The organism is Streptomyces sp. NPDC051243 (genome assembly GCF_044455405.1).
Classification (GTDB): domain Bacteria; phylum Actinomycetota; class Actinomycetes; order Streptomycetales; family Streptomycetaceae; genus Streptomyces.
The window spans coordinates 1-15,742 of the sequence record NZ_JBITES010000015.1 but is presented as its reverse complement, the minus strand read 5'-3'; the positions used below and the strand labels follow the sequence as shown (position 1 = coordinate 15,742).

The window sequence follows — 15,742 nt, the reverse complement described above, 5'->3', positions numbered from 1 at the left end:
TCGCAGAGCGGACCGCACGCACCCACGATGCCGTCCTGCCCGGTCAGCTCCTGGCGGCCGCCTCGTAGGCGCTGATGACGTAGAGAGCCTCGTCGTCGATCGCGTTCTTCTCCCAGTCCAGGGAGATCCGCACCGGACGCCCGTCGGCCGTGTACCTGGCCTCGGCCTCGTCCGCGCCGTCCCGCCGTGCCCCCTCCAACTCGCCCAGGAGTTCCCCGATGGTGGGCACCGCGTCGGGGACGTCCTCGACCACGCGTCGGCCGCTGTCGTCCAGGCCCACCGCCTCGACCACGGCGCCGTCGCGGACCGTGATCCGGAAGGTGCCGATCAACGCCCGTTCCCCTTCGCTCGATTGAAGCGTGTACGTGTACGCGGCGGGCTCCTGCCACGAGGCGGTCGCGAGCCGCTGGGGCTCCTGCCGCGGGGCGGTCTCGGTACCGCAGGCGGCGAGCGCGCAGAGCAGCCCCCCGAGCACTACGGCCCGGAACACGGAACGGGCTGTGAGATTCCCGGAGTTCACGGCGGTCATGGAGGTCATGGCGGCAGTCCCTTCGACACGGCTACCGCTATGACGCCGACCACCCGCTGAACGTTCGGGCCACTCTCCGTGATGTGGACGTGTCCTTCTCGTGCGCTGCATCAGCCCTGTACGGGCGTTAACCGCCGCCTCGCAACAGTGGCATCACCCGCCCCACCAGGGAGAACACCCAGAAGGGAAGAGTGCCATGGGCAGTGTCTCGCGACCGCAGCGCCGAGCCGTTCTCACCGGAGGTCTCGTGGCCTCCGCGGCCTTGATCACCGGCTGTTCGTCGAAGTCGGACGGCGGCTCGGCGTCGAAGGCGACGGTCGTGGGCGCGGCGGCCACTCCGTCGTCGTCCGCCGAAGCGCCCCCTACTACGGCCCGGGGCGCGTACGCGCGGCTGTTGGAGGGCAACACGCGCTGGGTGGCCGGCACGCTCCAGCGCCCCAACCAGGGTGTCGACCGGCGCGAGTCGGTCGCCGCGGAGCAGGACCCGTACGGCGTCATAGTGTCGTGCATCGACTCCCGGGTGCCGCCGGAGATGGTCTTCGACACCGGCCTCGGCGACCTGTTCGTGATACGCACCGGCGGTCAGGTGGTGGCCCCGGTGGTCACCGGTTCCGTCGAGTACGGTCCCGTGACCTCGGGAACCCCGCTGATCCTGGTCCTCGGACACCAGAGCTGCGGTGCGGTCAAGGCGGCGTACCAGGCACTGAAGGACCGCAAGCCGCTGCCGGGCAACCTGCAGTCGATCGTCGAGACGCTGCGCCCGGCCTACGAGGCGGTGGCCAGGGAGAAGCACGCCGACCCCGTCGACGCCATGATCCGTGTCCACGCCCAGCAGACCGCCGCCGAACTGCGCAGAAGCGCCGATCTCGCCCGGCTGGTGAAGAAGGGCGACCTGGCCGTCGTCAGCGCCTACTACTCGCTGGACACCGGCCGGGTGGAGGTCCTCTCCGGGGCGCCCGTCGCCTGACCGGGGACGACCGGCCGCTGTCGGGGGCGGCCGGTCGTCCTCCGCGTCACCCGTCCGGCCGGTCTACGCCTCCTCCCGCCCCGCCTCCTCCCGCCCCGTGTCCTCCCGCCCCGCGTCCTCCCGCCCCGCCTCCACGGCGAGATCCGGCAGCAGATGGCACAGCGCCTCCCGCTGTTCCGCCCCCACGAAGCGCGCGAGGGCCGCCTTGACCGTCTCGCCGAGTGCCTGCGAGGACTCCGTCAGCAGCCGGCGCGCCTTCTCCGTCAGGGCCACCTCGACGCCGCGCTTGTCCCCGCAGACCGACTTGCGGGTGACGAGGCCGGCGTGCTGCAGGCAGGCGATCTGGTAGGTGAGCCGGGTCTTGGGGCGGCCGAGGAGCTCGGCGATCCGGGTCATGCGCAGGCTGCCCGCCGGGGGCTGCTCGGCCAGCAGGCACAGGATGAGGAACTCGTCGTGGGAGACGTCCAGCCGCTCCTTGACGACGGTCCGCAGCTGCTGCTCCACGGCCCCCGTCGCGGCCAGCAGCAGCATCCATCCGCGCAGTTCCGGCGGGAGCAGACCGCCGCCCTGGGCGGAGGGGCATTCGAGCTGGTCGGCGGGGTGTTCCTGTGCGGCGGACATGGCTCGATCCTACCTGTCGTTCATTTTTGGACGACAGGGTTGTTCAGTTTTGGATTATGGGCTAGCGTGCGGTCTCGTCGCAGTCATCCAAATTTGAACGACACCAGGAGACCGATCATGACCGTCGCCGTGGAAACAGGCCTGTGGCAGCTCGACCCCGCCGCCACCACCGTCACCGTCCGGCACCGGACCATGTGGGGCCTGGTCAACGTGAAGGGCACCTTCGCCGCCGTCACCGGCAAATGCGAGGTGCGGCCCGACGGCTCATCCGTGGGCACGATCACCCTGGACGTCGCCTCCTTCGACACCCGCAACGCCAAGCGCGACGAGCACCTGCGCTCCGCCGACTTCTTCGACGCCGCCAACCACCCCGAGATCACCTTCTCGGTCCGCAGCGCCGAACTCCGCGACGGCGACGGCGTGCACGTCGTCGGCCAGCTCACCGCCCGCGGCATCAGCCGCCCCAAGTCCTTCACCGCCCGCCTCGTCGGCGCGGACGCCGAAGCGCTCACCCTGGACGCCGAGTTCACCGTGGACCGCGAGCAGTTCGGCATGGGCTGGAACCAGCTCGGCATGATGCGCGGCCACGCCACGGTCGCCGCCACGCTCCGCTTCACCCGGACCGCGACAGCCTGACGTCGGCACTCGACAGCGTCTGCGGTACGGCCGTGAAGGCCCGCAGCCGGATGCGTACGCCCGGACGGGGCAGCGGGAACCGGCCCGCGGGCGGCCGGAGTTCATAGCGCGCCGCCGCGTGTGCGGGCAGCGTGGCCGGGCCCCGGACGACCGTCCAGTACGCGTTCATGCCCTGGCCCGTGGTGAGCGTGAAGTGGGGCGCGAGCGCGGCGGCGCCCGTGTTGCGGACCTCGACGTCCAGCCGGGCCACGGCAGTCGGCGTCGCCCACCGGACCGACGTCACCCGCATGCCCAGCGGAGGCGTCCCCGTCGCGGCCCACGCCACGCTCGCCAGGGCCGGGGTGAGCAGCACAACGGCCGCCGCGATCCGTGCCGGTCTCCCGGCGAGTACCCGCGGGCGCGGCTGCCAGGCCGTGGTGAACTCCGACGCGGGCGCGGTGACGGCCGCCGCCAGCCACAGCGGCGTCATCATCAGGTAGTAGCCGTCCTGCGACCGGGTCGCCACGAAGAACGCGCACCATGGCAGCACCGTCGCCGCGGGCCCCAACCGCCGTACGAACAGCACGAACAGCGCGAGCAGTCCCGCCGCCAGCAGCATGCTCGCGTGGGAGTACCAGTCCAGCCGGTCGCTGCCGTCGGTGAAGTACAGGGAGATCCCGACCACGCCCTGCCCGTGGATCACCGCGTCCTGCGTCAGCGGCAGCGCTATGCCCCGGATCCAGGTCCCCGGTTCGCTGACGACGAAGTACGTGTTCACCAGAAGCCATACGACCCCGGCCGCCCCGGCGAACCTCCCCACCACCAGCGCCGCCGCCCGCCCGCCCAGCTCCCCGCGCCGCACGGCGTAGCTCCCGGCCAGCAGGAACGGCGCCACGAACCACGGCAGTTGCTGGGCCGCGCACGCCGCCCCCAGACACGCCGCGCGCGCCATCCCGGACGCCCCCAGCCGCCCGCCCCGCCCGATCCGCGGCCACCGCACCACCACCGGCACCAGCAGGGCCAGCGCCACGATCGCCGGATAACCGAGGCGGCCGTACGACGGCAGGAACCCGAAGCCGAGACACACCATGGTCGCCGCCGACCGCCACGGCGTGGGCAGTGCCCGCCACAGCGCGACGGCCCCGGCGACGAGGGCCGCAGTGCTCACCGCTGTCGCGGGCGTGCCCCCGTGCCCCAGCCACAGCAGCGGGGCCGTCAGCAGCGGGGCCAGGGGCGGATAGCCGTAGGTGAAGTCGTAGCCGCCCGTCACCGTCGGGGTGAGCGCGACGCCGTGACCGAAGAGCCAGGGCCAGGGCTGCCCGTAGACGGGGTGCCCGGCGACCAGTTCACGGGCTGCCTGGGTGGTGAGGATCGCCTCGTCGCTGCCCGCGTGGTTCATCGCCCACGCGCACAGCGTCAGCGCAACGGCGGTCACCAGGACACACAGGTCCAGCCGCGCCAGCGACCTCGCCCGCCGTACGACCAGCGCCAGCACCCCGCAGACCAGGATCGAGGCGTAGCACGCCGTGATGGCGGCGGCCACGATGAGACGGTGGCTCGCCGCCTGTGTCCAGGTCGCCCGCGTGCCGATGAACAGGCTGACGTCCGCGAGGAGGGTCAGGACGCGGTGCCACTGGGCGGGGGGTTCCGGGGCGGCGGGCGCCGCGGGGCGTGTCCGAAGGGCGGGCGTCACCAGCCGCTGTTCTGTCAACTGCACGGCACCGGACCGTAATCAGGCCTGGTGAAGGGGGTGCCGCCGGAGGTGAAGAGTCCGGTGTGAGGCGGGTGAGAAGAGACCTCAGCCCTCGCGAGGGCCGTCAGTAGACGTCCCGGACGTACCGCTTCGCCGCCGCCAGCTGCTTCACGTACGCCGACGCCTCGTCCTGCGCCAGCCCGCCGTGCGTGACCGCGATGTCCCTCAGCGCCTGGTCCACGTCCTTGGCCATGCGCGAGGCGTCCCCGCAGACGTAGAAGTGGGCGCCGTCCTGCAGCCAGCGCCACAGCTCCGGGCCGTGTTCGCGCATCCTGTCCTGGACGTACACCTTGTTGCGCTGGTCGCGGGAGAAGGCGGTGTCGAGGCGGGCGAGGGTGCCTTCGTCGAGCAGCGCGGTCAGCTCGTCCTCGTAGTAGAAGTCGCTGGCCCGGTGCTGCTCGCCGAAGAACAGCCAGTTGGGCGCCCGGTGCCCGAGCGCGCGCCGCTCCTGCAGGAAGCCGACGAACGGCGCGACGCCCGTGCCGGGGCCGACCATCACCATCGGCGTCGAGGCGTCGGCGGGCGGCCGGAAGTGCGGGGAGCGCTGCACGAAGACCGGCACCTCGGTGCCCGGCTCGGCGTCGGCGAGGAACGGCGAGCAGACGCCCCCGCGCGGCCGGCCGTGCAGGTTCTCGTACCGCACGACGGAGACCGTCAGCGAGACGCTGTGCGGGTCGACGAGCGGGCTGGACGATATCGAGTACAGCCGCGGCTGGAGCTTCCTCAGCACACCGGCCCATTCCTCGGCACCCGCCCGTACGGGGTGCTCGGCGAGGACGTCCACGGCCTGCCGCCCCCAACTCCACTGCGCCAGCCCGTCCTTGTTGTCCGGTCGCAGCAGGCGGCGCAGCTCCCGGTCGTCACGGACGCGTTCGGCGACGAAGCGGAGCAGGTCCGGGGTGATCTTCGTGATGTCGAGATGCCGGTACAGGGCCTCGCTGAAGGTGACTTCACCGACGCCGTCCAGCTCCACGGCCGTTGCCCCGTCCACGCCGGTCACCGCCAGCCATTCCGCCACCAGCGCGGGCGAGTTGACCGGCCGCACGCCGAGCGCGTCGCCCGCCTCGTACGTGAGCGGGGTCCCGCTCGTGTCGAAGGTGAAGCGCCGCACCTCCTTGCCCGCGCCGGGCAGGCTGAGCAGCCGGTTGCCGACGAGGCGGGCGGTGGTGGGGGCGGGCCTGGCGGGACGCGCGGCGGGCTCGGCCTTCGGGTTCCCGACGGCGGGGGCGTCGGTGCCGGCCAGCGCCGTGAGGACCTGGTCGAGCCACGCCCCGGCGGACGGCTCGTAGTCCGGTTCGCAGTCGGTACGGGGAGCCAGGCGCACCGCGCCCAGTTCGTCCAGCCGCGCGTCGAGGCGGCGGCCGTGTCCGCAGAAGTCGTCGTACGAGGAGTCACCGAAGGCGAGCACGGCGTACCGCACGCCCTCCAGCCGCGGAGCCTGTTCGGCGGACAGCGTGTCCCAGAAGCCGGACCCGTTGTCGGGCGCGTCGCCGTCGCCGAAGGTGCTCGTGATGAAGAGCAGGTCGGCCGTACGCGCGAGCGTGCCGACGTCGGCCTCGTCCATGCCGACCAGCGTGGTCCGGTGTCCTGCCGCGCCGAGCCGCTCGACGGTGCTGGTGGCGAACTCCTCGGCGTTGCCGGTCTGCGAGGCCCACAGCACGACGACCTCGCGGCCGGGCTGGCGTGTCGCGGCGGGCTCGCCCGCCGATCGCGAGTACATCCCGGCGAGTACGCCGTTGACCCACATCGCGTGCTCGGGGCTGAAGGGCGCGTCCGGCGGCAGGACAGGGATGCCGGGCGCGCCGGTCTCGATGCCGGCCAGGAAGCCGGTCAGATAGAGGCGTTCCTGCGCGGTCAGGACGGGCGGCGGGGCGGGCTCGAGCCCGAAGGGGTTGGCGCCCGGGGTGACGGCGGTCGGGGTGACTGCGGTCGGGACGATCACCTCGGCGGGCTCCGCCGAGGCCGGCTCATGGACCTTGGCCAGCGACACGGCGCACACCTTGAACTCGGGCTGGAAGGAGATCGGATCCACCGCGTCGCTGGTCACCGCGTTGACGCTCAGATACTCCCCGAACAGGTCGTTCCAGTGGAACGGCGCGAAACAGCCGCCCGGCCGCACCCGCTCGGTCACCACCGCCGGCAGCACCGCCCGCCCCCGCCGCGAGGCGACCTCCACCCGGTCCCCGTCGGCGATCCCCAGCGCACGCGCGTCCTCGGGATGCACCTCCACGAACGGCCCCGGGTTCAGCTTGTTGAGCTTGCCGACCTTCCCCGTCTTGGTCAGCGTGTGCCACTGATGCTGCACCCGCCCGGTGTTCAGTACGAAGGGATAGTCGTCGTCCGGCATCTCGGCGGCCGGCAGGTGCGGCCGAGCGTGGAAGACGCCCCGCCCACTCGCGGTCGGGAACCGCAGCCCGCCGTCCGCGTCGACGTACCGGATCGGATTGCGCTCCGGACCCTCCACATCGGCGGCCGGCCACTGCACGGGCGTGGCCCGCAGCCGCTCGTACGTCACCCCGCGCAGATCCCAGCCGGTCACCGGGTTCCAGGCCCGCCGTATCTCCTCGAAGACGTCCTCGGCACTGTCGTACGAGAACCCCTTCTCGTACCCCATCGCACACGCGACGGCCGCGATGATCCGCCAGTCCGCCATCGCCTCGCCCGGCGGGTCCGCCACCGGCGCGGTCAGGGTGAGATTGCGCTCGCTGTTGACGAAGACGCCCTCGCCCTCGGTCCACATGGCGCCGGGCAGGACGACGTCGGCGTACGCGTTGGTCTCGGTCTCACCGAAGACGTCCTGCGTGACGACGAACTCGGCGGCCTCAAGACCCTCGATGACCGTACGGCGGTTGGCGACCGAGGCGACGGGGTTGGTGCAGATGATCCAGCAGGCCTTGATCTCGCCGTCGGCCATCTTCCGGAACATCTCCACGGTGCCCTTGCCGACCCCGTCGGCGCGCAGGGTCCCCGGCGAAAGCTCCCACAGCTCCTCGACGAAGGCCCGCTCGGCCTCGACGGCGACCGACCGCTGCCCCGGCAGCCCCGGCCCCATGTAGCCCATCTCGCGCCCGCCCATGGCGTTGGGCTGCCCGGTGAGGGAGAACGGGCCGGACCCCGGCCGGCAGATGGCCCCGGTGGCCAGATGCAGGTTGACGAGGGCGTTCGTGTTCCAGGTGCCGTGCGTGGACTGGTTGAGTCCCATCGTCCAGCAGCTCATCCACTCGCCGGCCTCACCGATCAGCCGGGCGGCGGCGCGCAGGTCGTTCTCGTCGATGCCGGTGATCTCCGCCACGGCGGCCGGGGCGTAGTCGGCGAGGAACCCTGGCATCGCCTCCCAGCCCTCGGTGCGGTCGGCGATGAAGTCGGGGTCGGTGTGGCCGTTCTCGACCAGCAGGTGCAGCAGGCCGTTGAGCAGTGCGAGGTCCGTCCCCGGCTTGACCTGCAGGAACAGATCGGCCTTGGCGGCGGTGGCAGTGCGCCGCGGATCGACCACGATCAGCTTCGCACCCGCCTTGACCCGCTCCATCATCCGCAGGAAGAGGATGGGATGGCAGTCGGCCATGTTGGAGCCGATGACGAGAAAGACGTCGGCGCGGTCGAAGTCCTCGTACGACCCGGGCGGCCCGTCCGCGCCCAGGGACAGCTTGTAACCCATGCCGGCGCTCGCCATGCACAGCCGCGAGTTCGACTCGATCTGGTTCGTCCGCACGAACCCCTTGGCCAGCTTGTTGGACAGGTACTGCGCCTCCAGGCTCATCTGCCCGGAGACATAGAAGGCCACCGCGTCCGGCCCGTGCTCGTCGATGATCGCGCGCAGCCGGCGGGCGGTCTCGGCGATGGCGTCGGCCATCGGCGCGGGCACCGCCTCCTCGCCCCGCTCACCCCTGACCAGCGCGGTCGTCAGCCGCCCGGGCGCGGCCAGCATCTCCGCCGTCGTCGCGCCCTTCGTGCACAGCCGTCCCGCGTTCGCCGGGTGCGCCTTGTCACCGGAGGCCTTCAGGACCGTACGCCGACCGTCGGGCCCCATCCCGACGTCCAGCAGGATTCCGCAGCCGACCCCGCAGTACGTGCAGACCGTCCTGACCTGAGTCGTGGAGGTGGTCGAGGTCACGTGCTGCCCTTCTCCTGCGGCCGGGGTGTGCCCCGAGCGTACGAATTGCCCGTTACGTCGATGTCACATCCCTTGATCATGAGGAGTTACGTCGGCCACACAGCCGCCCGATGTCCGATGTGAGGGGGCGCGGGGGCGCGATGAGCGGGGTGTGAGGCGGTCGCGCACCGTGTCGCTGTTGGGCCGAACGGGTGACTTGGCGTAAGAATTGGCAGGTGCAGGCAATGAAGGCGAGTCAGGGCGGGGGGAGCCGGTGAACAGCCACGACGTCACCGATGAACAGTGGGAGGGGCTCGCCCAGGTCGTGCCGCTGCGCGGCCGCGACGCCTGGCCGTCAGCGGTGGATCACCGTGCGATGCCGGAAGCGGAGACCGAGCCGCGTCGCCGCTTCGTCGTCCTGCGGGTCAATGTGTTCGGGGACGCCCGTGAGGTCGCCGAGACGCTGATGGCGGGGATTCCGGTGCTGCTGGATCTGACCGGGGCGGAGAACGACGTCGCCAAGCGGGTGCTGGACTTCAGCACGGGTGTCGTCTTCGGACTGGGGAGCGGGATGCACCGGGTGGACCGGAACGTGTTCCTGCTGACCCCTCCGGGGACCGAGGTGAGCGGGCTGATGGAGGGTGCGGGGGTGCCCGGCACCTGAGGCGCGCCGGCCGGGCGGTCCCTCGATCGTAGGAAGGGTCCCGGGGTGGAACGGTTCGTCTGACGGCGGCGGTCCTACGGTCCGGGAATGACCGTGTCATCTGCGTCTGGTGCCGTTTTCCCGCCGTCCCGGGAAGGCGGTGGGGTCTCCCTGCCGTCGGGGGAGGGCGGTGGGGTCTCCCTGCCGTCGGGGGAGGGCGGTGGGGTCTCCCTGCCGTCGGGGGAGGGCGGTGGGGTCTCCCTGCCGTCGGGGGAAGGCCGTGGGGTCTCCCCGCCGCCGCGGGAACGGCCCGGTGGTGAGCCGTCTGCGGTGCGCCCCGGTGGGGCGTCGTCTGCGGTGCGCCCCGGTGGGGGGTCGTCCGCGGTGCGCCCCGGTGGTGAGCCGTCCGCGGTGCGCCCCGGTGATGGGTCGTCTGCGGTGCGCCCCGGTGATGGGTCGTCTGCGGTGCGCCCCGGTGGGGCGTCGTCCGCGGTGCGCCCCGGTGGGGGGTCGTCTGCGGTGCGCCCCGGTGGTGAGCGATCTGCGGCGCGCTCTGCTGGTGAGCCGCATGTGGTGCGCTCCGGTCGGTCCCACCTCACCGAGCTTCGGCTGTCCGCGTTCGCCGGGCATCGGCGGGTGGCGCTGCCGCTCGGGCCGTTCACGCTCTTCGCCGGGCCGAGCGGGTGCGGGAAGTCGAGTGCCTTGCGGGCGTACGAGGCGCTGGCGCGGCTCGCCGGCGGTATCGGGCTCGGTGAGGCGTTCCCCGATCCGGTCGGCTGTGTGCCCGAGCGGGCCCGGCCCGATGCCCAGCGCCGGCGGGGCTTTCGGATCGGCTGTACCGCCGACGGTCCCCAAGGGCCGGTCCGGCTCGATGTCGCCGTGCAGGCCGAGCCCGAACTCCGCATCGTCGGGGAGCGGTTGAGCGCGGACGGCGTGGTGCTGCTGCAGACGGCCCTGCGCGATCCGAGCCGGCCCTGGGTGCAGGCCGCCTGGCACACGGCCGGTCAGTCGCCGGTGACCCGGGCGCCCCTGCCCGACGACCGGCTCGGCACGGCGCTGCTGCCGCTGCGCGTGGCGGGCAAGACGGACGGGCAGCGGCGCGTGCTCGCCGCCGCGGAGCAGATGGTCGTGGCGTTACGGTCGGTCTTCGCCTGCGACCCGCGGCCCGACCGGATGCGAGGCCGGGTGCCGGTCGGCTCCGGTCGCCTCCTCGGCGGCTGCGACAACCTCGCCGATGTGCTGTGGCGGACCCGGGTCGAGTGCGGGCGGCGGCATGCGCAGTTGGTGGCCGCGGTACGGGCGGGGTGTGCCGGGCCGGTGGCGGATGTGGCCTCGGAGGTGCTGGGCGACGGGACGGTGCGGGCGCTGCTCGACCGCGGGGACGGGGTCCGCACGGAGCTCGGCCGGCTGGGCGACGGTGAGCTGCGGTATCTCGCGCTGTCGCTGGTGCTGCTGACCGGGCCCGGGGTGCTGGAGGTCGACCCGGTGGGCGAGGTGCCGGAGGCCATGCAGACGTTGACCGTGCTCGCCGACGGGCTGGATCGGGGCCTGGACCCCGGGCAGCGGGCGGAGGTGGTGCGGCTGGCGGCGCGGATGTGCGAGCGCGGACACATCCGGGTCGTCGGGGCGGTGAGCGACGCCTCGGGGTTGGCGGAGGCGGACGGGGTGACGGTGGTACACCTGGAGCCGTGACCGAACCTCTTGACGTGGCCAAGCTGCAGCGCAGGCTGGCCGAGTTCGCCGCCGCGCGCAACTGGCAGCCGTATCACACGCCGAAGAACCTCGTCGCGGCGCTGAGCGTCGAGGCGTCCGAACTGGTGGAGATCTTCCAGTGGTTGACGCCGGAGGAGTCGGCGCGGGTCATGGACGACGCGGAGACCGCGGAGCGGGTGACGGACGAGGTCGCGGACGTCCTGGCGTATCTGCTGCAGCTGTGCGAGGTGCTCGGGATCGATCCGCTCGCGGCGCTGGACGCGAAGATCGACCGCAACGAGCGGAGATTTCCGGCGCCGTAGGGAGGTCGCGTGCAGGGGCGGCTTACGGCGCTCGGAGGTTCACCGCCCGGTGCTCGGCGGCCCACCGCCCGGCGCTCGGAGGTTCACCTTCCACCGCTCGGAGGTTCACCGTGCACCGCTCGGAGGTTCACCGTCCGGCATGGGAGGAGATCCGTCCACTTTCACGCTCCGTATTAATTTCAGCGCCCGTAGCCGAAAAGTTGTCCAGAGATTTCCGTCTTCCTCTGGCTTTTCGTCTCAGAGCCCTTCACTCTGGGTAGTGGACAAGGGAGTTCGGGTGGACGCGTGGGCAGCGCGTCCCGACAGACGGGGACAGCGGATGGACGCGGTGCGGCTCATCGTGACGAGCAGGCGTGCGCTGGCCGGTAGTGGGGGCGTGCCGGAAACCATGACCGAGGTGTGGCAGGCGCAGGCCCTGGCCCAGGCGATAGGGAGTCGGCTGGCGGTCTTCGGCCCACCGGAACTGCGCGGCGAGGCCCTGGGATTGACGGAACTGGCGGGGCGTGGCTGCGGAGTGCTGGAGGCGCCGGATCTCGCCGAGGCCGACTTACGCGCCGCCCAGCTCACGGAGTTGGGGGACGCACGCCAGGCACTGATGCACCTGGGAAGCCTGCTCGGGGAGGTGGGCATCGCCCTGGTGGGCATGGCCAGCGCGGCGGACGACGAGACGACGTACTGGCAGTGCATGGAGGCGATCGACGCGGCGGACGAGTCCCGGGACCGCGTGGTGGAGATGCTGCGAAGACTGGCGGACCGGGATCAGGTTTTGGCGGAGAGGGAGGCGGGCTGAGGCCCCGGTGTGCACTGGTGTCTCAGGACAGGGTCAGGGGAGCTTCTGTTTGTCGGTGCGCTGCAACGCGCACATGATGTATCGAAACCCTTGGTCCCAGGAATCCTCCAGCAGGTACCAGGCGTCAAGGCCGTACTCCTGGCTCTTCACCTCCGCTTGATAGGTGTTCGAGCAGAGCACGGGCGCTTCGTCGATCGCCTTCTTGAATCCCATGCCGTCGGGAGCCCTGACAAAACCTACGACCTCTTCGTCGTGCGGAGCATCGCAGTCGGCCAGGAAAGCGGAATAATAGGTCCTTTCCTTCCTCCAGTTCAGGCAGTCGCCGACCGAGATGTTCTGGAGGTAGACCTCTTCACCGACGGCTCTGTAACCGCCTACCTCACCCTTGAGGGCGACGCTCTTGTTGAAGACCAGGCATGCGGTGTCGTGGACGCCGCGGTCCCATCCCTTCTCGCTGGGTACCAGTGAGAAGGGATGGGCGTCGGCGAGGCTGTCCACGGTCTCACGCAGCAGTGACTCGCAGCGTTCGGGCCCGTTCTGCTGGGCATCTTCGAGGGAACTCGCCGCATCCTTCCGCACGACCTGCGCGTCCACTTCTTCGTGCTCCTTGACGCAGTCCACCAGGGCGAGGCGAGGAAGCCCTTTGAACTTGCCTTCGTCCCAGGCCGCCGAAACGCACTCGCCGGGCCGCAGTGCGCGGCTGAGCTCGACCTGGTCTCCATACGGCATGCTCCCGGTGGGAGTCGGCTGTTCCGCCTGGTCCTCCGCCCCCCTCCCGAGCAGCGCGGTCGCCGCCCATACGCCACCGCCGACGATCAGCACCGCAGCAGCCGCCACGGCGATGACGGTGGCTGTCGGCTTCTTCCCGGACGGCTCCGGTTCCCCGGCCGGCTCGACCACCGGTTCGCTCCGCGGACCCCTCCCCGGTGCCCTCCCGTCCTGCTGTGGAGCGGTCGGTGGAGGGCGATCGGCTGGGGAAGGCGCCGGCCGCTCCACCCGCTGTGTGGGCGGGTGGGTGTCCGGTGCGGCCTTCGCTGGGCCGTCCCCGGGAAGCCCTTCGAGAAGAACCGTCGCCTCGGTGCCGTTCATGCGCCGGGCCGGATCCTTTTGCAAAAGGCCGCGCAGGACAGGCTCCAGCTCCCCCGTCAGGTGCATTTCCCGGGGCTCCTCGAAGAGCAGCGCGGTCAGTGTGGAGACTTCCGTGTCACGGTCGAACGGCCCCTCCCCGACCGCGGCGAAGTACAGTGTGGCGCCCAGTGAGAAGAGGTCGGCCGCCAGGCTCGGAGGCGATCCGCGGGCCCTCTCCGGAGCCAGGAACCCGGGCGTTCCGATGATGCGGGAGTCGGCCGTGAGTCTGGGTTCTCCGGAGTCCGGGCGCAGCGCGATCCCGTAGTCGGTCAGAAGCACTCGGCCGATCCGGTACCTGCCCGGGGTCGTGGGGCGTGGCTCACGAGTGACCAGGATGTTGGCCGGTTTGACGTCCCGGTGGAGGATGCCGAGCCGGTGACCGGCAGTCAGCGCGTCCAGTACGCCGAGTCCGATCTGTGTGACCTCAGGCCTCGACAACGGCCCCTGGGCTCGCACGAGCTCATACAGGTCGACGGCTCCCGGGACATACTCCATGACGATCCACGGCAGGCTGTCCTCCTCGAAGACGTCGTGCACGGTGACGGCGTGCGGATGGCCGCGCAGGCTGGCGGCGAGTCGGGCTTCTCCGCGGACCCTCGCGATTCGGGCGGTCAGTTCCTGCTCGGACACACCCGGTGGCAAGGCCATCTCCTTGACGGCCACTTCGCATGCCAGATCGAGATCGATGGCGAGCCAGACTCTCCCCATGCCGCCGGCGCCGAGCCTGCGGACCAGGCGATACCGCCTCGCGATGACGCGGCCGACGCCGTCATCCGTCGGTGACACAGCAGCACCTCCAAGGCGTTTCCGGTACACGGAAGGCCCACCGTCACCCCGAGTAACCCCCTATAAGGTTAGATTGCCTCCCATAGATCCGCAAATAGAAGAATTCCGGACAAAATTCGCTACGCTGGGTTGAGGAAAGGAGGTTGAATGAAGGGGGATTTCGCATTGCGCCAGGGTGGAACGGGGGTGGCTGGAAGGAAAGTCGGAAGGAAATGCGCGGGAGTTGGGGTGCGACTGTGGTTGGCGGCAGCCTGTATTGCCGCAGTGAACCTGGCGATTCGTGGCACGTGGATCGCGGCTGTTCATCCGGACCCGTCCAGTGACTACGCCTGGTATTTCAACGCGGCAACCCGTCTCGCCGACGGCCTCGGTTATGTACAGGGGAACGGGGAACCCACAGCGTTCTGGCCCGTGGGATGGCCTTTCACCCTCTCCGTGATTTTCCGGTTCACCGGCCCTTCGGTGGCAGCGGGGCTCGTTTTGCAGACGGTGCTCTCCGCGGTTACCGCCGCACTCGTCACGGTGCTCGCCCATCGGTTGACCGGCGACCTGCGGGTCGCGGTCGCCGCCGGTGTGGCGTACACGCTTCTGCCGTCCGGCTGGGCCTGGGATTCCCAACTGGGCTCGGAACAGACCTTCACCGTGCTTGTCGTCGCGATGCTACTGGTGCTGGCCGGTGCGGAGGGCTCGTCGCGGTTCGCCGTGGCGGGCGCCCTGGCCGGACTCGCCTGCCTGGTTCGCCCGACCCTTCTCGTCTTCCCGCCGGCACTGCTCCTCATTGAGTTGCTGCGCCGGTGCGCCCTGCGCAGAGCGTTGCTCCACACCGTGGCGTTCACCCTGGCGATGTCGGTGGTCATCGCTCCGTGGACGTCGCGGAACGCGGTTGTGCTGGGCTCGCCGGTGCCGGTCTCGACCAACGGCGGCATCAACCTCTATCAGGGGACGCGGACCACATCCGGTTACTGGTGGTCGAGTGATCCGGCGGACAACCCATTGCTGCGCACCGACGACGAGGTGGTACGCGATCAGATGGGCACCGACCTGGCCTTCGAGTTCTGGTCGGAACATCCGGGCAGACTCGTGGCAGAGGCGCCGTCGAGGATCGCCGGGCTGTACAGCGGCAATGAGACCCCGTTCCGCTGGCTGCACATCCACGGGGACTGGTCGCCGGAAACCTACCGCCGGTGGCAGCGGGCCGCTGACCTCGTGTACTGGTCGCTCATGGCGGTGGCCTGCGTGGGAGCCCTCGCACTGGGGCGCCGTAGACGGCAGGCGCTGTCACTGCTCGGTGGCTTCCTCGTGTTCTACACGGCGCTTTGGTGCCTCTTCCCGACCTGGGACCGCTTCCGCTTCCCTCTCATGCCGGTGTTCGCGGTCCTCGCGGGCTGCGGGTTCCTTTCGTCGCGCAGCACAGACACCTCGGCGAGCGCATCGGGCAACAATCCCCGCCCGCGCAGCCGCGTTTAGTGCTGTGACCACATAGGTCCGCCGGGTTGGGCCAGGATGCGAGCACCGCCTGATCGACGGCCGAGTCACTGCTCAAGGCAGCGAACCAGGAATGTCAGTCCCTCCGGGCTGCTCAACCGCACAACACGACGATCGGTTTTGTCGGACCAGGTGGCCGAGTCTTGGCCGTGTTTCTGCGCGCGTACGGCGACGCTGTCCAGATCCTCGACGTCGACCGAAAGTTCCCACTGCGGAACGGATGCACTAGGCCGTGTCCGCAAAGTCCCGCCTGCCCCGCGACGCCTGGCACGCACTCTCGCCGCACCGGGCGAAAGCCCACGTACAACCAGTACGAGGGC

The 15,742-nt window shown here is 70.8% G+C and carries 12 protein-coding genes; 7 read left to right on the top strand and 5 right to left on the bottom strand.

Annotated features, from left to right (window positions below; all coding sequences use genetic code 11):
- Positions 1-43: 43 nt before the first annotated feature.
- Positions 44-538 (bottom strand): DUF6174 domain-containing protein, encoded by a 495-nt coding sequence (locus ACIBAG_RS33275; RefSeq protein WP_399110262.1) that lies wholly within the window; start codon positions 536-538, stop codon positions 44-46.
- 187 nt (positions 539-725) lie between these two features.
- On the opposite strand from ACIBAG_RS33275, the gene ACIBAG_RS33270 reads away from it, so the two are divergent.
- Complete coding sequence (locus ACIBAG_RS33270; protein WP_399110260.1) at positions 726-1,496, top strand: carbonic anhydrase; 771 nt, start codon at positions 726-728, stop codon at positions 1,494-1,496.
- 63 nt (positions 1,497-1,559) lie between these two features.
- Here ACIBAG_RS33270 and ACIBAG_RS33265 read toward each other — a convergent pair whose 3' ends face one another.
- A complete protein-coding gene (locus ACIBAG_RS33265; protein WP_399110258.1) occupies positions 1,560-2,117 on the bottom strand; it encodes a MarR family winged helix-turn-helix transcriptional regulator in 558 nt (185 codons plus the stop codon).
- A gap of 117 nt (positions 2,118-2,234) precedes the next feature.
- On the opposite strand from ACIBAG_RS33265, the gene ACIBAG_RS33260 reads away from it, so the two are divergent.
- Positions 2,235-2,753 (top strand): YceI family protein, encoded by a 519-nt coding sequence (locus tag ACIBAG_RS33260; RefSeq protein ID WP_399110256.1) that lies wholly within the window; start codon positions 2,235-2,237, stop codon positions 2,751-2,753.
- Here ACIBAG_RS33260 and ACIBAG_RS33255 read toward each other — a convergent pair.
- Positions 2,731-4,443, bottom strand: coding sequence for a hypothetical protein (locus ACIBAG_RS33255; RefSeq protein WP_399110582.1), 1,713 nt, complete (start codon positions 4,441-4,443; stop codon positions 2,731-2,733). The two genes, ACIBAG_RS33260 and ACIBAG_RS33255, sit on opposite strands and share 23 nt — an antisense overlap.
- 106 nt (positions 4,444-4,549) lie before the next feature.
- Positions 4,550-8,596, bottom strand: a complete 4,047-nt coding sequence (locus ACIBAG_RS33250) for a molybdopterin-dependent oxidoreductase (RefSeq protein ID WP_399110254.1) — start codon at positions 8,594-8,596, stop codon at positions 4,550-4,552.
- A 253-nt stretch (positions 8,597-8,849) separates the two neighbouring features.
- On the opposite strand from ACIBAG_RS33250, the gene ACIBAG_RS33245 reads away from it, so the two are divergent.
- From ACIBAG_RS33245 to ACIBAG_RS33230, 4 genes are all read left to right on the top strand, one after another.
- The gene (locus ACIBAG_RS33245) at positions 8,850-9,239 is read left to right on the top strand and encodes a cell division protein SepF (protein ID WP_399110252.1); all 390 of its coding nucleotides are present in this window, start codon (positions 8,850-8,852) and stop codon (positions 9,237-9,239) included.
- Between the two features lie 549 nt (positions 9,240-9,788).
- Entirely contained in the window at positions 9,789-10,910 is a 1,122-nt protein-coding gene (locus tag ACIBAG_RS33240; RefSeq protein ID WP_399110250.1) for an AAA family ATPase, read from the top strand.
- Positions 10,907-11,233: a nucleotide pyrophosphohydrolase gene (locus ACIBAG_RS33235; RefSeq protein ID WP_399110248.1), complete on the top strand. Its 327-nt coding sequence runs from the start codon at positions 10,907-10,909 to the stop codon at positions 11,231-11,233. Before ACIBAG_RS33240 ends, ACIBAG_RS33235 begins: the two co-directional genes overlap by 4 nt.
- Positions 11,234-11,552: 319 nt before the next feature.
- Positions 11,553-12,023: a DUF6099 family protein gene (locus ACIBAG_RS33230; RefSeq protein WP_399110581.1), complete on the top strand. Its 471-nt coding sequence runs from the start codon at positions 11,553-11,555 to the stop codon at positions 12,021-12,023.
- Between the two features lie 33 nt (positions 12,024-12,056).
- On the opposite strand, the gene ACIBAG_RS33225 is transcribed toward ACIBAG_RS33230, so the two are convergent.
- Positions 12,057-13,937, bottom strand: coding sequence for a protein kinase (locus tag ACIBAG_RS33225; protein WP_399110247.1), 1,881 nt, complete (start codon positions 13,935-13,937; stop codon positions 12,057-12,059).
- Between the two features lie 228 nt (positions 13,938-14,165).
- Here ACIBAG_RS33225 and ACIBAG_RS33220 point away from each other — a divergent pair, with 228 nt between their 5' ends.
- Entirely contained in the window at positions 14,166-15,404 is a 1,239-nt protein-coding gene (locus ACIBAG_RS33220; RefSeq protein WP_399110245.1) for a glycosyltransferase family 39 protein, read from the top strand.
- Positions 15,405-15,742 lie beyond the last annotated feature (338 nt).